The 15,727-nt window shown below is 69.5% G+C and carries 18 protein-coding genes and 2 pseudogenes; 8 read left to right on the top strand and 12 right to left on the bottom strand.

Features of this window, described 5'->3' with window-relative positions:
• The first annotated feature begins 85 nt into the window (after positions 1-85).
• The 3 genes from ALMP_RS37440 (at position 86) to ALMP_RS37450 (ending at position 2,459) form a co-directional block, all read left to right on the top strand.
• On the top strand, positions 86-1,234 hold the full coding sequence (locus ALMP_RS37440) for a sensor histidine kinase (protein WP_264936422.1): 1,149 nt from the start codon (positions 86-88) through the stop codon (positions 1,232-1,234).
• A 43-nt stretch (positions 1,235-1,277) separates the two neighbouring features.
• The gene (locus ALMP_RS37445) at positions 1,278-1,979 is read left to right on the top strand and encodes a response regulator transcription factor (RefSeq protein WP_264936423.1); all 702 of its coding nucleotides are present in this window, start codon (positions 1,278-1,280) and stop codon (positions 1,977-1,979) included.
• A 132-nt stretch (positions 1,980-2,111) separates the two neighbouring features.
• Positions 2,112-2,459 (top strand): DUF4333 domain-containing protein, encoded by a 348-nt coding sequence (locus ALMP_RS37450; RefSeq protein WP_264936424.1) that lies wholly within the window; start codon positions 2,112-2,114, stop codon positions 2,457-2,459.
• Positions 2,460-2,508: 49 nt separating this feature from the next.
• Here ALMP_RS37450 and ALMP_RS37455 read toward each other — a convergent pair whose 3' ends face one another.
• Positions 2,509-4,482, bottom strand: coding sequence for an alkyl/aryl-sulfatase (locus ALMP_RS37455; RefSeq protein WP_264936425.1), 1,974 nt, complete (start codon positions 4,480-4,482; stop codon positions 2,509-2,511).
• A 107-nt stretch (positions 4,483-4,589) separates the two neighbouring features.
• Here ALMP_RS37455 and ALMP_RS37460 point away from each other — a divergent pair, with 107 nt between their 5' ends.
• A complete protein-coding gene (locus ALMP_RS37460) occupies positions 4,590-5,147 on the top strand; it encodes a PadR family transcriptional regulator (protein ID WP_264936426.1) in 558 nt (185 codons plus the stop codon).
• A gap of 752 nt (positions 5,148-5,899) precedes the next feature.
• On the opposite strand, the gene ALMP_RS37465 is transcribed toward ALMP_RS37460, so the two are convergent.
• From ALMP_RS37465 to ALMP_RS37475, 3 genes are read right to left on the bottom strand one after another with little or no spacing between them, the layout of a single operon-like run.
• A complete protein-coding gene (locus ALMP_RS37465; protein WP_264936427.1) occupies positions 5,900-6,295 on the bottom strand; it encodes a GNAT family N-acetyltransferase in 396 nt (131 codons plus the stop codon).
• A gap of 57 nt (positions 6,296-6,352) precedes the next feature.
• Positions 6,353-6,703, bottom strand: a complete 351-nt coding sequence (locus ALMP_RS37470; RefSeq protein ID WP_309299591.1) for a transposase — start codon at positions 6,701-6,703, stop codon at positions 6,353-6,355.
• Positions 6,625-7,005 carry a hypothetical protein gene (locus ALMP_RS37475; RefSeq protein ID WP_264936428.1) on the bottom strand — a complete coding sequence of 127 codons (381 nt, stop codon included), beginning with the start codon at positions 7,003-7,005 and terminating at the stop codon, positions 6,625-6,627. The genes ALMP_RS37470 and ALMP_RS37475 overlap by 79 nt, the downstream gene beginning before the upstream one ends.
• A 616-nt stretch (positions 7,006-7,621) precedes the next feature.
• Here ALMP_RS37475 and ALMP_RS37480 point away from each other — a divergent pair.
• Entirely contained in the window at positions 7,622-8,119 is a 498-nt protein-coding gene (locus tag ALMP_RS37480; protein WP_264936429.1) for a GNAT family N-acetyltransferase, read from the top strand.
• 111 nt (positions 8,120-8,230) lie between these two features.
• On the opposite strand, the pseudogene ALMP_RS37485 reads toward ALMP_RS37480, so the two are convergent.
• Positions 8,231-8,287 (bottom strand): annotated as a pseudogene (locus ALMP_RS37485) (hypothetical protein); the annotation flags it as partial.
• The gene (locus ALMP_RS37490) at positions 8,269-9,090 is read right to left on the bottom strand and encodes a relaxase domain-containing protein (RefSeq protein ID WP_309299592.1); all 822 of its coding nucleotides are present in this window, start codon (positions 9,088-9,090) and stop codon (positions 8,269-8,271) included. The gene ALMP_RS37490 and the pseudogene ALMP_RS37485, both read right to left, overlap by 19 nt.
• Positions 9,091-9,186: 96 nt before the next feature.
• Here ALMP_RS37490 and ALMP_RS37495 point away from each other — a divergent pair, with 96 nt between their 5' ends.
• Positions 9,187-9,633: a hypothetical protein gene (locus ALMP_RS37495; protein WP_264936495.1), complete on the top strand. Its 447-nt coding sequence runs from the start codon at positions 9,187-9,189 to the stop codon at positions 9,631-9,633.
• 46 nt (positions 9,634-9,679) lie between these two features.
• Here the strand turns inward: ALMP_RS37495 and ALMP_RS44575 are convergent.
• The 3 genes and pseudogenes from ALMP_RS44575 to ALMP_RS37510 form a co-directional block, all read right to left on the bottom strand.
• Positions 9,680-9,880: pseudogene (locus ALMP_RS44575) on the bottom strand (hypothetical protein); the annotation flags it as partial.
• Positions 9,793-10,911, bottom strand: a complete 1,119-nt coding sequence (locus ALMP_RS37505; protein ID WP_264936430.1) for an acyl-CoA desaturase — start codon at positions 10,909-10,911, stop codon at positions 9,793-9,795. The gene ALMP_RS37505 and the pseudogene ALMP_RS44575, both read right to left, overlap by 88 nt.
• Positions 10,912-10,918: 7 nt before the next feature.
• Positions 10,919-11,974, bottom strand: a complete 1,056-nt coding sequence (locus ALMP_RS37510) for a ferredoxin reductase (RefSeq protein ID WP_264936431.1) — start codon at positions 11,972-11,974, stop codon at positions 10,919-10,921.
• A gap of 87 nt (positions 11,975-12,061) precedes the next feature.
• Here ALMP_RS37510 and ALMP_RS37515 point away from each other — a divergent pair, with 87 nt between their 5' ends.
• Together ALMP_RS37515 and ALMP_RS37520 are read left to right on the top strand one after the other, a co-directional pair.
• Positions 12,062-13,201: a CdaR family transcriptional regulator gene (locus ALMP_RS37515; RefSeq protein ID WP_264936432.1), complete on the top strand. Its 1,140-nt coding sequence runs from the start codon at positions 12,062-12,064 to the stop codon at positions 13,199-13,201.
• Between the two features lie 560 nt (positions 13,202-13,761).
• On the top strand, positions 13,762-14,100 hold the full coding sequence (locus ALMP_RS37520) for a co-chaperone YbbN (RefSeq protein WP_264936433.1): 339 nt from the start codon (positions 13,762-13,764) through the stop codon (positions 14,098-14,100).
• Positions 14,101-14,193: 93 nt separating this feature from the next.
• Here the strand turns inward: ALMP_RS37520 and ALMP_RS37525 are convergent, their stop codons facing one another.
• The 3 genes from ALMP_RS37525 to ALMP_RS37535 all read right to left on the bottom strand — a co-directional run bounded on the left by ALMP_RS37525 (position 14,194) and on the right by ALMP_RS37535 (position 15,703).
• Positions 14,194-14,382, bottom strand: a complete 189-nt coding sequence (locus tag ALMP_RS37525; RefSeq protein ID WP_264936434.1) for a hypothetical protein — start codon at positions 14,380-14,382, stop codon at positions 14,194-14,196.
• A 246-nt stretch (positions 14,383-14,628) separates the two neighbouring features.
• Positions 14,629-15,306: a TetR/AcrR family transcriptional regulator gene (locus tag ALMP_RS37530; RefSeq protein WP_264936435.1), complete on the bottom strand. Its 678-nt coding sequence runs from the start codon at positions 15,304-15,306 to the stop codon at positions 14,629-14,631.
• On the bottom strand, positions 15,299-15,703 hold the full coding sequence (locus tag ALMP_RS37535; protein WP_264936436.1) for a PaaI family thioesterase: 405 nt from the start codon (positions 15,701-15,703) through the stop codon (positions 15,299-15,301). The genes ALMP_RS37530 and ALMP_RS37535 overlap by 8 nt, the downstream gene beginning before the upstream one ends.
• Positions 15,704-15,727: the final 24 nt, after the last annotated feature.

A 15,727-nucleotide genomic window follows, 5' to 3' on the forward strand; every position in this document is an offset into this window, starting at 1 on the left:
CCTCGGCCGCCGGGCCGGTACGGGGCACCCGGCATCGGCCTGCAGGCCGACCCGTACGTCGGCCGTCCGTCCGTACCCTTTCGGCGTGGAACCCGATACTCCGCTCTCCCCGGCCGTCCGGCACGCCATCACGGTCTCGCTCTGCGGGGGCCTCGCCCTGACGTGGCTGCTCGACATGGTGGCCTACTACGACCCGCAGCACCGGTGGTCGAGCTGGCTGCCCCTTGTCTACGGCCCGCTCGCCGCCGCCACGCTGCTCTTCCCCGCCCGCCGGCCGGGTCCCGAATGGCGGGCCGGCGCCGCCGCGCTGGGCTCTCTGGCCCTGACCGTGGGCCTGTTGGCGTATGCCCCGCTTTCCAGCGGCACGTGGGGCCTGCTGGAGACGGTCGCCCTGCTCATGCTGCTCACCCGGACCGCACGGCGGGTGCAACGGCCGGCCACCGCCGTGGCGCTGTCGGCGGCGCTGGCTGTCGCGGTGATCGCCCTGCCGCTGCGCGGGGGCACGGAGCATGACCAATCCGGATACTCCTTCCTCCTGACCCTCGCCGTCGGCGGGGCCGTCGGCCTGGCCTGCTACCTGCGTCTGCTGGACGCCCGCCGGGCCCGGGCCATGGACGCCGTACGCCACAACGAACGCCTCGAACTCGCCCGCGACCTGCACGACTTCGTCGCCCACCACGTCACCGGCATCATCGTTCACGCCAACGCCGCGCTGATGATCCAGGAGACCTCGCCGGAGCAGGTCAAGCCCCTGCTGGAGGGCATCTCCCGGGCCGGCGGCGAGACCCTGGACTCCATGCGCCGCCTGGTGCGGGTGCTGCGCGAGGAGGACCACGAGGCCGCGCGCCCGGGCGAGCTGCTGACCGAGCTGGACCGCCTGGTCGGCGCGTTCGCCGGACACGGCACCGACGCGCGACTGGACGTCGAGGACGCGGTGCGCGGGGTCCGGCTGGCCCCGGAGGTGGAGACCTCCGTCCACCGCGTGGTGCAGGAGGCGCTGACGAACGTACGCCGCCACGCCCCGGCGCCGACGTGGCCGTCCGCCTCGACCTCGACCGGCAGGGCGACCGCGACCGGCTGCGGGTGGAGGTGCGCAACACGGCACCGACGGCCCGCGCCACCGCCCCGACAGGCGGCCGGGGCGGTTTCGGCCTGGTGGGCCTGCGCGAACGCGTCGAAGCCGTGGAAGGCACCCTCACCAGCGGCCGGACAGCGGACGGCGGCTGGAGCGTGAGCGCCGCCTTCCCGGTCCTGCCGGCTGTGGAGGGATCACCCGCATGAACGGCTCCGACGCTACGAACGGGGCGGGCGCGACCCGCACACGAGTGCTGATCGCGGACGACCAGGAAATGGTCCGCACCGGCTTCCGGCTGATCCTGGGCACCCAGCCCGACCTGCAGGTCATCGGCGAGGCCGCCGACGGCGCCGAATGCGTCGAACTCGCCCGCCGACTGCGCCCCGACGTCTGCCTCGTCGACATCCGCATGCCCAAGCTGGACGGCCTGGAGGTCACCCGCGCCCTTGCCGGGCCGGGCGTCAGCGACCCGATGCGCGTCGTCGTCGTGACCACCTTCGACCAGGACGACTACGCCTACACCGCCCTGCGCAACGGCGCCTGCGGCTTCTTGTTGAAGGACGCCGGATCCACCTTTCTGATCGAGGCCGTACGATCCGCCGCCCGCGGCGACGCCCTGGTCTCCCCCGCCGTCACCGTCCGCCTCCTCAAGCACCTCGCCGGACAGCAGCCCGCACCAGCCACCCCGCATCCGCTCTCCGAGCGGGAAATGGACGTCGTACGCCTGCTCGCGGTGGGCCGCACCAACCAGGAGATCTGCGACGAGCTGTACCTCTCCCTGGGCACGGTGAAGACCCACCTGGCCAACATCAAGGACAAGCTGGGCGTCCGCAATCGCGTCGAGATCGCCGCGTGGGCCTGGGACACCGGCCGCGTACGCGACCGCCAGGCACCGCCCGCCTGACCGGGCCGGGTCGGCCCGCGGGCCGACCCCGGGCGGCCATCTTCGGCTCGCAGGCCGAAGCGTCAGGGCCGCGCGGCGAGCCACGCTCCTCAGGAAACGCCACTCAAGCGAGCGCCCCCCGAGGAGAAGATCATGAAGTACGTCGCCGTGTCCCTGACCGCCGCCACCGCCGTGGCCGTCGGCGGCCTGGTCGTGGCCGTACCCCGGCTGCTGAGCACCGAGGCGACCAGCACCGTCGACGCGACGGCCACCGTGTCTCGAACGGAGGTCGAGAAGCAGGTCCGTGAGCACTACGCCCTGCCGCTGGTGCAGGAGAAGCCGCGGGCGGTCAGCTGCGCCGGAGATCTGAAGGCACAGCAGCGTGCCATGGTCGACTGCACGGTGACGTCCAAGGACGGAAAGAAGCAGCAGATCGTGGTGAACGTGACCAAGGTCGAGGGGAACGAGGTCTCCTACGACTACGTGGCGCTGAGCGACTAGGTTGCTCTGCCTGAACTTCGGGCCGAAGCCTCAGGTGACCGGGCCCGCCTCAGCGGAGGTTCGGCACGACGACCTCGAACCCTCCGGTGAACGTGTCGAGCAGGCCGAGCAGGGTGTCGAGGTCCGTCCGGTCGCCGTCCACCCGTGCGGTGTCCTTCGCGAGCAGCTCGTCGAGGGTCGCCGCACCGTAGGCGAGGTCGGCGAGTGCGGCGTGGCCGATGCGCAGGGTGCCGGCCGGTGTCTCGGCGATGGGCGGCGGCGCGTACCGCAGGACGCCGTTCTCGACGATCACCAGGAACCGCTCATCGGCCCGGCCGGGCCGCCGATCGCCGCCGACCTCGAGCCCGATGCGGAGCCGGCACGCCGCGGCGCGCGGGCCGTTGAGACGGATGGCCAGGTAGTCGAGCACCATCTCGGTGGTCATCCCGGCGACGAGATCGGGGCTGGCACCGCCGGACGGCAGACGGCCCGGGGCACCGTGGCGCAGTTCCTGGGCGCCGACGAGGTAGAAGTTGCGCCAGGGAGCCGCCTCGGCCTGGTAGCCGAGCTGTTCGAAGACGTCGGCCTGCAGCAGGCGGGCGGGCTGGTGGTCGGGGTCGGCGGCGAGGGCGTGTTTGAGCAGTTCGGCGGCCCATCGGTCTTCGCCCGCGGCGTGGGCGGTGCGGGCGTGGGAGACCACGGCGTCGATGCCGCCCATCAGCTCGACATAGCGGTGGCCGGCCTCGGCGGGCGGCAGCGGGTCGAGGTTGGCCGGGTTGCCGTCGAACCAGCCGAGGTAGTGCTGGTACACGGCCTTGACGTTGTGGCTGGTGGCGCCGTAGGTGCCACGGTTGGCCCAGTAGGCGTCGAGCGGCTCGGGCAGCTCGATCAGTTCGGCGATCTCGTTCGGCGTGTAGCCGTGGTTGGCCAGGCGCAGGGTCTCGTCGTGGAGGTAGCGGTACAGGTCACGGTGCATGCCCAGCAGCTCGGCGATCTGCTCCTGGCCCCAGACCGGCCAGCCGTGACCGATGAACATCACGTCCGAGGCATCCCCGTACATGCGCAGCGCCTCGTCGATCGCGCCGCTCCACGCGACGGCGTTGCGGACCGGCGCGCCACGCAGGGTGTACAGATTGTGCATGTGGTGGGAGATCAGCTCCGCCATGCACAGCGCCCGCTGCTCGGGCAGATGGAAGTTCATCTCGGCGGGCGCCTCGGTGTCGGGCACGTACTGGAAGACGAACCGCACGCCGTCGAGGACCAGCTCCTCACCGGTCCGGCGTACCTCGTGCGTCGGCCGGATCAGCGACTTCCTGCCGGTCGCCACTCCGGCACAGCTGCCGTTCATGACGTGCCCGCGGACGCCCTTCGGCAGCCGCCCGCCGAACATGAAGCCGGAACGGCGGCTCATGGCGACGCCGGCAGAGACGTTCTCGCTGACGGCGTGCTCGTAGAAGCCGACGGGGGCGACCACCGGCACCCGTCCGGCCCGGACGTCCGCCTCGTCGACGACTCCCTTGACGCCGCCGAAGTGGTCGATGTGGCAGTGCGTGTGCACGACCGCCGTGACCGGGCGGTCGCCGAGCTGCTCGCGGACCAGGTCCAGCGCGGCCGCGGAGGTCTCGACGCAGGTGAGCGGGTCGATGACGACGTAGCCTCGCTCGCCGACGACTACGGTCATGTTCGCGGCGTCGTAGCCGCGCACCTGGTAGACGCCGTGGGTGACCTCGAACAGGCCGTGGCTGCGGTGCAGTTGGGCGATGCGCCACAGACTCGGGTGCACGGTCGTGGGCGCCTCGCCGTCGAGGAAGTCGTACGCGGCGAGATCCCAGACCACCGTGCCGGAGGCGTCGCGGATGACGGGCGGCTCGATCGAGGCGATCCGGCCTCTTGCCACGTCGTCGAACGCCCGCCGATCCTCCCACGGCAGGCCGGCCGCCGCGGCGGCGTGTCGTGCCGTCGTAGTGGGTCCGGCCTCACGCGCCTCACGGTCAGCGGCCGGGTCGGACGACTGCGCCATCACTCTCTCGTCTCTGCTCGCCATGGGACACCCATACAACGAATCTGGGTACCTCGAACCAAGGTAAATGCCGATCAAGACCGTAACACGTCGTTCCGTGATACCTCGATTCGCTGTGCGACCATGGCGGTGTGCTGGAGCTCGTGATCCTGAGACACCTCGCGCAGGGACCGCTGCACGGCTATGAGCTGCGCCGTCGAGTGGAACAGCTGTCCGGTCACACCCGACCGGTCAGCGACGGCAGCCTCTACCCGGCGATCAACCGCCTGGTGAAACGCGGTCTGGTGACCCGGCACACAGAACCGGGCGCCGCAGCCGCCCAGAAGTACGTGCTGCCCCTGACCGACGCCGGACGCGACGAGCTGCTGCGGCGCCTGCGCGATCCCGCCCAGCACGAGATCACCGACCACGCGCGCTTCTTCACGATCCTCGCGTTCCTGTCCCTGCTCCCCGACACCGAACAGCAGCACGCGGTCCTGCGCCGACGCCTGGAGTTCCTCGAGACACCCGCGAGCTTCTTCTACGACGGCGACCGTCCGCTGCGCTCGGAGGAGGTCGCCGACCCCTACCGTCGCGGCATGCTGCTCACCGCCCGCGCCATGAGCCGCGCCGAACGCGCCTGGCTCCACCAGGTTCTGGACGGCGGTCAGGACATCACGGTGCCCTCGCAGGCGGCGGACGAGCGGTAACGGCGGCGGGGCAATGCGAGGGCAGCCGACGTGCGGCTCGACGCCCCCATGTTCTGCGCCCCGGGAATGCGTATCCGCAAGGACGCCTGTCGCCCGCTCCACGGACGAGGGTGGCGCCCCCACGCCACCCGAGCCGAGCGCGAGGCCGCCGCAGAGAGGCGATCCACGACACACTCTCGTGTGAAGCGTGGGTCATGTCGCTCGCTGGTCTGTGTCCACGGTATTGAGCGGCCAGCGCTGGAAGGTCCGCGAGGCGGACCAAGCGCCGGCACTCGGGGCACCCTGGGCCTTTCTGAATGCGGTCCTTGGGCAGGCCGGCCACGGATCATGATCGAAGCCGAGGGGGCATTGCCACAGGTACGGACTGGCCTCACCGCGTCTTTGAGTCGTCGCCAAGGCGTTCTCGGGACGGACCAGGTTGTCTCGGTGCCATTGTGCTGCGACCTCCGGGATGTCCGCCACGGTCATTTCTCCACGACCACCAGTACGGTTGTCCCACCGGTCCATGACCGTGGCCTTGTGCCGATTCCAGTAAGCGGTGACTTCGGCCTGCCGGGCGCGGGCCACTGCGAGCTCCTTCTTGATCAACTCACGGCGGGTCCCGTTAATGTCGTCACAGACGGGCTCTGGTCCAACTTGTGTGGTGCAGTCACTCCGGGTGACGACTGAGATTGGGTCAGGGTGCTGGTGAATGCTCGTTCTCACCACTTCTGGCGCCCTGTGTTTCCCGGCCCAGAGCTTGGCCCACGGTATTACAGGGCAATCAGACCGGCCGCCGTCTCCTTGAAGCCGCAGACATCGAAGTAGAACGTACGCAGGTGCTCCTCGAAGTCGACGTGGAGCCATTCGCACTTCGCGGCACGAGCTTCGTTGGCTGCCGCTGCAACCAGCGCGGCGCCAACACCTCTTCTCTGGAGGTGCTGGGCGACCACCGTGTCCAGGACGAAGGCGTGAACTCCGCCATCCCAGACAACGTTGACGAAACCGATCAGCACGCCGTCTTCCCAAGCGCAGACCCAGCCGAGACTGTGGCGCTCAAGTCGTTCTCGCCAGTCGGTCCCAACGACCGGGTGACCGAAGCCGTCAGCGTGCAGTGTGTTGAGGGCTGCGTTGTCGAAGTCGCCCCGCCACTCGTACTTGATCGTCACTCCTCGATAGTAATGTCCGTGCCAAGTCCATCGGTCGGATTACGGAGTGAGGAGAACTCACTTGCGGAGGACGTCGAATCCAGCGCGGCCGAACATCTGCCGCTTGAGCATCTTGATCCGATTGACATGACCCTCCACGACACCCGGGTTCCACGGAAGTGAAAGGCCGGCGATGACGGCGTCGAGGTCGCGTTCAAGGTGCTGGGCAAAACGGCGGAGACTGGGCAGATCCCTGGGGGCGGTTGCCGATTCGATCCATGTCGCCAGCTGGGCGCCTTGCAGGTGGGTGAGCATGTGGGCGAATGAGCGCACGTGCTCGGCGAGTGTCGTCAGTTCAGGGCAGTTGGCCAGCACGGCTTTGAGCTGGAGCCGGTCATTTTCGGGCAGGGCGTCCGGATGCGTGAGGATCCAGCGGGTGACGGCACGGGCCGATGGCGGTCGGGGCCCAACCGGCTGGGCTTGCCCCGAGGAGTCCTGCTCACGTAGTCGCGAACGCTGCTGTAGCCGTCCGGGTAGCCCTGTTCACTGATCTCCTCCCACAGTCTCCAGGCATTCGTGCAGCCTTCCTGCCAGCGCTGGTCGAGGTAGGGCTTGAAGGCATCGAGTTTGGTCGCACGGCTCTGCCACTGGCCTGTGAACAACTCCTCCGGAGTGGTGGCGCGAGAGAAGCGCAGGATGGTGTTGAGGCCCATGCCGAGCTGCCGGGCCACGGACCGCTTGCTACGCGGGCACCTCCGCCTCCGGATTCGCCTCCGAAGTCGCCACCGAACGCGCCGTCGCCCAACTGGACTACGTCGAAGACCTCTACCGCGATCGGAACGCCGGCCACCGCTCCGGCGGGGGAGCCACCGCCCGCGAACGCCGAGTTCGACCGCATCCGACGCGAACTGGGCAAGCTTCCCGGCATCGTCGCCAGCGCTGCCCGGCTACGCACCATGCTGCAGCACCTGACCAAAACCCTCGACCCCGGCGTCCTGAACGACTGCTTCTACCAGCCTGCCACCGCGGTCTGCGGCCAGCGGGCACTCCGCGCCGGCCGGCCCCTCCCCCTGCTCACCATGTGCTTGAGCTGCGCCATGCCCGCCGCTCCACCATCCACCTGCCGCGACTCACCGCCGCCCGAGCCCAGGCCCAGCGCCCGCTCAAAGCCGGCGGCGGTCTGTCCCGTCTCCAGACAGCCGCGCTGACCACCCACATCGCCCAACTCGACCACACCATCGCCGACCTGGCCGGGCCCTCGGTGTGTGCCGGTGGCCACTGCCGGCGGGGCGGAGCCGTCGTCCGGACGCCACCATGCCCCAGCGATGGGCCGTTCATACTGGCGGGATGTCTCACCCTCTGCCCCGCCCGGCCACAACCGCCGATCTGATGGACGTGATCGAACTCCTGACCCAGGTCTGGCCGGAGGAGAACAACGAGGGCCGCTGGCACGAGTACCTCCAGGAGCAGGAGGAGAGCGGGAACGGTGCGCGGCGCGGAGTGTGGGTTCTGGACGACGACGGCAGGGTGCTGGCGGTCGCCACCGTCGAGCGGCGGCGCCCCAAGACGATCGAGGGCCGGACGTGGCCCGTCTACCTGGCGTACCTGACCACCGACAGGGACCACCGACGCGAAGGGCACGCAGCACGTCTGGAGCATCACGTGATGCGGGAGCTGGAGCAGCAGGGCTACTCCGGCGCCTACCTACGGGTGAACCGGGAGGAGCGCGGCTGGAAGGAGGCGCTGGAATTCTGGGAGCGCCAGGGATGGGAGCAGACAGTCGGCTCCCCGCCCATCCTGATGATCAAGCAGACTGCCACCTCCCCGCCCCTGGGGCCGTCCTGAGCCCCCCGCGCCGCTGCGCGCCTCCGGCTCCGCCCTCGTCCTCGCCGCCTGCTCCCGAGCGTGTCGGCCGCCACGATGTGTTTGTGCAGCCGGACCGTGTCCCTCCAGCGCGTACCAGGAGCCGTCCGGGCGCTGCGCCCGGTTCAGGATCAGGCAGTGCTCATGCAGGAGCGGAAATCCGTTCCTGTTGTCGAAGTGCCGGAACGCCGCGACGACAGGGCCGGGGCCTTCGCGCGCTCCCGGCCGGACGCCCACCGGACCTCCACCACCTCATCCTCCAGCCAGCGAAGGGTCGCGGCGACAGCCCGCTCGAGCGCCCGCTCGATGACCCGCCGCGTCCTGGCATCCCCCAGCGCCCACAGCACGACCAGCGATGCCTGCGGCCGGAACACGAAGTCCAGGGCGATCAGCGGGGTCTGCTTGCGCTGCTCGATCTCCTCAATCAGCTGACCGAGGACCGTGGCCAGCCGCGCCGTCTCCGGATCGACGCCGTCGTCCAGGAGCTTGCGTTCCATGCGGTCGGCATCCGGGTGCCGGCCATCCCCGAACACCAACTCCATCTGCCGCTCGGTCACCGTCTGCCCGGCGGTGAGCCCGAGCGCGGCCAGGCCGCGCCCCCTCCACACTCCGGGCGGGAGCCCGGCCATCTCCTGAGCGTCCTTCAACGCCCGGCCGACGGGACGACGCCCGTCCCCGAACGCGACTCCGCGCACGTAGTACCGCCAGGCATTCCGCCTCTGGACCTTCGCAACACTGATCATCCCGACAGCGAACACCCGCTCTGACCTGCAAAAAAGAGCGATCCGGCGACAACCTCGCGCCCGCCCTGCGGACACGACCGAGGCCATGCAAACCCTGCGCGGCACCCAGTCACACAGGCCTCGCACACCCCGAAATCCGCCAGTAGACGACTCCACCGTCAAGAAGCGCACACCTACGTACCGCTCCCCCGGGACGACGGCCAAAGACATTCCGCCCTGCACCACGTCACCGACCACCTTCACCCCAAGCAAGACACCCACCGCCCCCGGCAACCCCGGGGGCTTCGTGCTGCCTGGAGGACCGACGTGCCGACTTACGAGACCCTGCCCCGCTTCACCACCGACCTGGACCGCCTCACACCTGAACAGCGCCGCCGCTTCCGCCAGGCCGTGGCCGCCTTCGTCGACGACTTGCGCACCGGACGCGGCCGCTTCCGCGCTGGCCTCCGCGTGAAGGGAGTCCGCAGTGCGCCCGGCGTCTTCGAGCTGACCTGGGACGGCAACGGACGGGCGACCTGGCAGTACGGGCCGGCGATACGCCTCGGCGTACAGCACGTCATCTGGCGTCGCGCGGGAGGCCCCGGAGGCTTCGGACTTCGGGATGGTGGCGGGGCTCGGATGGAGCCGGAGTGCCGCATCGAAACGAGGCGGGAGCAGTGGGAGGCGGGGGTGGCGATGTCGACGCCGACGATCTCGCCTGGGGGGATCGGCAGGTCAGCGCACTACAACACCTCGCCGGGTGCTGTGTGCTGAGCTCCTGGCACACGTCCAGGTAGCAGCGCAGTCGGACACCGGGCTGCCCCGGATCCCGTGTCGTACGGTCTGATGTCGCGGTCGCCCACCGTCCGCCACGGATCTCACCGAACCCGGCGGTGCCGCCGGTACGGCCGAGAGATCTGAACTGATACGGGGTCAGGCCGCGACGAGCTCCTGTTCGTGGTCCGGCGTCTTGACCTTGGGTTTCTTGTTCGGCAGCGAGAGCCGGAAGACCTTGCGCCACGCGGAGAAGACCTGCTTGGGCAGCGGCCCGGTGACGTACTCCAGCTCGTACTTCTCGAACAGCGCGCGCACCTTCACCGCGACCTCGGCGTACCGGTTGCTCGGCAAGTCCGGGAACAGGTGGTGCTCGATCTGGTGCGACAGGTTGCCGGTCATGAAGTGCATGGCCCTGCTGCCGCTGATGTTCGCCGAGCCCATCATCTGGCGCAGGTACCACTGGCCGCGCGTCTCGCCCTTGATCGACCGGCGCTCGAAGACCTGCACGCCCTCGGGGAAGTGCCCGCACATGATCACCGAGTGGGACCAGATGTTGCGGACCAGGTTCGCGGTGAACGTGGCGGCGAGCGTGGTGAGGAACGACGGGCCCGACAGCAGCGGGTGGATCACGTAGTCCTTGAGCACCTGCTTGCGGATCTTGCGGCCCACGGCCCTGGCCCGCGCGCGGAACTCCGGGTTCTTGCGGCGGCACTTGCGCAGGTTCTTGCCGAGCTCCAGATCGTACGCGGCGATGCCGTACTCGAAGAAGCAGGCGTTGATGAAGTTCCACAGCGGCTGGCCGAGGTGGAACGGGTGCCACCTCTGGTCCTCGTCGACGCGCATGATGCCGTAGCCGAGGTCGTTGTCCTTGCCGATCACGTTGGTGTACGTGTGGTGCAGCTCGTTGTGCGAGTGTTTCCACTGCTCGGACGGCGAGACGTGATCCCACTCCCAGGTGGTGGAGTGGATCTTCGGGTCCCGCATCCAGTCCCACTGGCCGTGCAGGACGTTGTGGCCGATCTCCATGTTGTCCATGATCTTCGCCACGGACAGACCGGCGGTGCCGAGCAGCCACGCGGGCGGGAAGAACGAGAACAGCAGCACGCCCCTGCTGACCAGCTCGAGCTTGCGCTGCGCCGAGATGACCTTGCGGATGTAGGCGGCGTCCTTCTCGCCGCGGTCGGCGAGAACCTCATCGCGGATCGCGTCCAGCTCGCGGCCGAGCTCCTCGATCTGCTCCGCGGTCAGGTGGGCGGTGGGGTCGATGGCGGTCAAGGTGCTCCTACCGTTCGATGTCGCAGGGGCCCGCCGCGGCGGACACGCAGGTCTGGATGAGGACGCCCGGCTCGGCCTCGGTGATCTCGCCGGTGCGCAGGTCGCGGACGGCGCCCGCCTTGAGCGGCGTGATGCAGCCGAAGCAGATGCCCATGCGGCACCCGGAGGGCATGAGCACGCCGGCCTCCTCGCCGATGTCCAGCAACGGCGTGGCGCCGTCCGCGTCGACACTCTTGCCGGTGGCGCTGAACGTGACCTCGCCGCCGTCGCCGGCGACGACGATGTTGGGGCGGAAGCGTTCGGTGTGCAGGCGCTCTTGGACGCCGTGCTCGCTCCAGTGCTCTTCGGCGGCGTCGAGCAGGCCCGCGGGCCCGCAAGCCCAGGTCTCGCGCTCGGCCCAGTCGGGCACGAGTTCGTCGAGACGGGCGATGTCGAGCATGCCGTCTGTGTCGGTGTGCACCTCGGTGAGCCGCAGCTTCTTGTCCGCGACCAGCTCGTGCAGCTCGTTGCGGAAGATCACGTCTTGCGGCTGTGGCGCGCAGTGGACCATGACGACGTCGTCGAACTCGATGTCGCGCAGCATGCCCATCACGGGCGTGATGCCGCTGCCCGCCGTCAGGTAGAGCACCTTGGCGGGCTTGGCCTGCGGCAGCACGAAGTCACCGGTCGCCTGGTCGAGCTGGATCAGCGTGCCCGGTTTCGCCCTGCGGACCAGGTGGTTGCTGACCTTGCCGTCCGGGATCGCCTTCACGGTGATCGTGACGCGGCCGTCCTGGCGGTTTGTCGGCGAGGTGATGGAGTAGGCGCGCCACAGGCGCACCCCGTCGACGTCGACCCCGATCCGCACGTACTGACCGGCTGTGTGGCCGCGCCAGCCCCGTCCCGGCCTGATCACGATGGTCGCGGCGTCATCCGTCTCGGGGTGCACGGCCTCGATGCGCCCACGCAGGTCAGCGCCCGCACGCAGCGGGCTGACCAGGTCGAGGTAGTCCGACGGCAGCAGCGGCGTCGTGACCATCTCCAGCAGTTTCCACGCCCTGCTGCGGAGGGCTGCACTCGTCATGACTCCAGCTTGCTGCGCCGCAGGGCGTAAAGTCCTGACCGCAAGACGTGAATCTGGTCGGCTGAATTGTTCGCAGGGAACAAAAACGTGAGCCATGCAATCCGGAGGGCCAGCGAACTGGCCCTGGATGAGACGACGGTCACCGCACTTCGGGCCGCGCTGAAGACCACCGCCGACGAGGTCGTCCAGGCGATCATCGACGAGGTCCCTTCCTACGCCAACGCCCTTTCGGGCAGCATGGGCGGGACCATCCGCCGAGCCGTCCGCACCGCCCTGGGGCACTACCTGGACCTCGCGAGCGGGAACGCCACAGGCGGCGACGCCGGTGACGCAGCCTACGAGCTGGGCCGCGGCGAGGTGCGCGACGGCCGTTCGATGGACGCCCTGCTCAGCGCCTACCGCGTCGGCGCTCGCGTGGCCTGGCGATGCCTGGCAGCGGGTGCCGTACCCGCAGGTCTGCCCGCCGCCGAGGTCGCCAAGTTCGCCGAGCTGACCTTCGCCTACATCGACGAGCTCTCCGCCGCGAGCGCCGCGGGCCACGCCGACGAACTGGCAGCCCGGGGCCGGGCCCATGAGCGTCACCTGGAGCACCTGGCCCGCGACCTCCTCGCCGGCGCGAGCCCGGACGTGCTGCTGGCCTCTGTGCAACGGGCCGGATGGCAGCCTCCGGGTTCGCTGACCGCGGTCCTGCTGCCCGCCGCCCAGGCCCGGCCTGCCTACCGCGCGCTCGACCCGAGCACCCTCGTCCTCGACGATCTGCCGGACGCCACCGGTGTGCTGCTCGTCCCCGACGCCGACCGATCACATCTCTTGCGGCAGCTGACCGACCGCACCGCCGTGGTCGGCCCGGCCCGGCCATGGACTCGAGCGTCCGCCTCGTACTCACGAGCCGTACGCGCCCGTTCCCTCTCCTCCGATATCCGCGACACCGAGGACCACCTGCCCGAGCTGGTGCTGAGCGCCGACGTGGAGGCGCTCGCAGACCTGCGTGCCCGAGCCCTCGCACCGTTGCGGACCTTGCCGGTCGCGACCGCACGGCGGCTGGAGGAGACGTTGCGGGCGTGGCTGCTGCACCAGGGCAGGCGGGACGAGGTGGCGGCGGCGTTGTTCGTCCATCCCCAGACCGTCCGGTACCGGATGTCGCAGCTGCGGGAGCTGTTCCCGGATCTCGCATCGCCACACCGGGTCCTTGAACTGACGCTGGCGGTCGGTCTTCGCGTCAGCTGACACGTACGTCGACGGTCCACGACCGCGTCCGCGAGCGATCCAGGAATCGTGCCTCGTTCTCGGTGCCATCAGCTGGTTCATGCGGCCCGGGAAGAGCGGTATGAGCCAGCTGAGACCGGGGCGTGATGTGAAGACCAGACAAGGCCTTGGGAAGCCCGTCGGGGGCGCTGTCTCTGAGGAGCGCGGTGGCGGATACAGCTCGACTCGATCCGGTGGACGATGCGCACCGGCCCGCTCGTCGACGCGCTCATCGAGCATCTGGTCGGTAATCTGGGCCGCCATGCCCTGGAGAACGGCTTTCATGTCGTCATGGAGGGCGCTTACCTGGCACGAGCTGACCCACGGGCGCGCGGCGGGCTGCGGCTGGGTGACCGGCGGGGCGGCCAGGCCCGATCACCAGGGGCGGGGGCCGGGCCGCTCGCGCCGGGGACCACCGTGGTTCTGCGACGGCCCTGTGTCTCCCTTCCGACAGGTCAACCGGACGACCGACCGGGCCGGCCTGGCACACCGCTCGAGGGATGATGGGGATGGAATGACGGAACGTGAGGTCAGGAGCTTCCATGGCGAAGCGGGTTCACCGACCCCGTGAGGACGCGGAGTTCAATTTCATCCTGGGGATGAGCGCAGTTCCGGTCCTCGCATACTTCACCGGGACATGGCCCAGGGCAATCGAGCCCTGCCGGGTGATGGACCTCGTCGTGGGTGGCATCGCCGACGACTACACGGGCCGCCTGACGGCCGTCCGCGCCGACATCAGGCGTTGTCCGGCCGCAACCGAGCGATACGGGATCACCGGAGCCCCGTCCTACGTCCTGCTGAAGGAGGGAGAGGCGGTGGCGCACGGCACGGGGCCTATGACCATCGCCGAGGTACGGAAGTTCCTGGACAGCCACCTCTGAGCGGCCGCTGCGACACGTGGCGCGACGCCCGTCACGTCCCGTCTGTGGGAGCTGCGCCGCCTGAGACACCTTGGTGCTGAGACACCCCGCAGGTCACATAACGCAGTCGAGGACCAAGCCGTCGGGCAGGTCGGCGGCCGCGACCTCGAGCTCGGGGAAGCGGCTCTTCAGGAGGCTGCCCCGGCGGGACTGCAGCAGCAGTGGTCCGGGCGCCGGCCACGGGGTGAAGACGATCGCCCGGTAGCCGTTCTTCTCCAGACTTTGATGTGTCTCCTGAGGCATCAGCTCGTTGTCTGGGCCACTTCAAAAACGGCACATGATCGGCAAGCAGCTCGACATCGCCGAGGCCCGCCACCGCCTGCCAGCGGATTTTCTTTGGCCAGCGCCGCGAACTGCGCCGGCACTACCCGCAAGGGCATGGAGGACCAGCCCCTTTTTCTGCCCCGCGCAGGCCGGCCGCCGAGCGCTGCGCCAACCGTCGGCCGACGCCAGCGAGGCGTGGCGGAGCGTTGCCCAGGGCAGAACAGTTCACGTTTCGTAGCGGCCATGGTGCGCGCGTGAGAGGGCGGCGGCGCCCTGGCAGGCGAGGGTGGCGGCATCGTCTGCGTACTGGGGGATGTCGTCGGGCCATTTCGAGGTCGGCTGGAGGATCAGCAGCGAGACGGCACCGTGCAGGCACGCGCAGATGGCCCGGGTCAGCGCCGTCACATCGCCGTGGAGCACGCCGGCGTCGGCGCATCGCTGCACTGTTTCGCGCAGGAATCGGAAGCAGGCGTCGGCGACCTGCTCGGTGGCGGCTGTCGCGGGTCCGGTCGCGACCAGGCGGTAGCGCAGGGGATGGTCGAGTCCGAACCTGATGTAGGCGACACTGCGCTGGTGGAGTTCGGCGAACGGGTCGGTGGTCTGGGCGCTGATGCTCAGCATCCGTCGGGCGAGCTCGTCCCAGACCCCGAGGCACACGGTGTGCAGCAGTTCCAGTCGGTTGTCGAAGTGCAGATATACCGAGGGGGTGCTGACCCCGACGGCCTGTGCGACCGCACGGATGGTCACGCCGTCCTCGCCGGCGTCGTCGAGCAACGTGCCGGCCGCTTCGATGAGCTCGTCCCTCAGTCGGCCGCCGTGGCCTCGCTTGGCGCGACTGCGCCGACGGCCTTCGGTTGTGCCGGCGCGGCCGTCGGCTGTGGTCTGGCCGGGTCCCTTAGTCATGGCGCTTCCGGAGGGCGACGAGTTGAGTGACGCGGGCGCAGAGCCGGTCCTTGTCGTCCCTGATGTCGATTTCCACGGTGACCGTTGACTTGCCGACGTGCAGCGGGCGGGAGGTCGCGAAAGCGCCGGTGCCGTGTACGGGCCGCAGGAAGTGGGTGGTGGATTCCATGGTCGCGGGGACGGTGTCGGCGGGCCCGTTCAGCGTGGCGCACACGGCGCCGGCTACATCGGCCAGCCCCATCAGTGCCCCGCCGTGCATCGCGGCGCCAACGGTGGACTGCTCGGGCGTGTAGGCGAGTTGCGCGGTGACAGCGTCGGCCTTGAGGGCTTCGAAGCGTATCCCGAGCGTCCTGGCGAACGGCGCCAAGGTGTAGACGTCTTGCGCGGTGATGGTCATCGCGGCCCTTCAAGTTGTCGCCGT

The sequence above is a fragment of the Streptomyces sp. A012304 genome (assembly GCF_026008495.1).
Classification (GTDB): domain Bacteria; phylum Actinomycetota; class Actinomycetes; order Streptomycetales; family Streptomycetaceae; genus Streptomyces.

What these genes read in the sequence shown, in the direction of transcription:
- ALMP_RS37445 (WP_264936423.1), top strand. Translation starts at nt 1,278, where the DNA reads ATGAACGGCTCCGACGCTACGAACGGGGCGGGCGCGACCCGCACACGA.
- ALMP_RS37450 (WP_264936424.1), top strand. Translation starts at nt 2,112, where the DNA reads ATGAAGTACGTCGCCGTGTCCCTGACCGCCGCCACCGCCGTGGCCGTC.
- ALMP_RS37455 (WP_264936425.1), bottom strand. Translation starts at nt 4,482, where the DNA reads ATGGCGAGCAGAGACGAGAGAGTGATGGCGCAGTCGTCCGACCCGGCC.
- ALMP_RS37480 (WP_264936429.1), top strand. Translation starts at nt 7,622, where the DNA reads ATGTCTCACCCTCTGCCCCGCCCGGCCACAACCGCCGATCTGATGGAC.
- ALMP_RS37490 (WP_309299592.1), bottom strand. Translation starts at nt 9,090, where the DNA reads ATGTCTTTGGCCGTCGTCCCGGGGGAGCGGTACGTAGGTGTGCGCTTC.
- ALMP_RS37510 (WP_264936431.1), bottom strand. Translation starts at nt 11,974, where the DNA reads ATGACGAGTGCAGCCCTCCGCAGCAGGGCGTGGAAACTGCTGGAGATG.
- ALMP_RS37520 (WP_264936433.1), top strand. Translation starts at nt 13,762, where the DNA reads ATGGCGAAGCGGGTTCACCGACCCCGTGAGGACGCGGAGTTCAATTTC.
- ALMP_RS37525 (WP_264936434.1), bottom strand. Translation starts at nt 14,382, where the DNA reads ATGCCTCAGGAGACACATCAAAGTCTGGAGAAGAACGGCTACCGGGCG.
- ALMP_RS37530 (WP_264936435.1), bottom strand. Translation starts at nt 15,306, where the DNA reads ATGACTAAGGGACCCGGCCAGACCACAGCCGACGGCCGCGCCGGCACA.
- ALMP_RS37535 (WP_264936436.1), bottom strand. Translation starts at nt 15,703, where the DNA reads ATGACCATCACCGCGCAAGACGTCTACACCTTGGCGCCGTTCGCCAGG.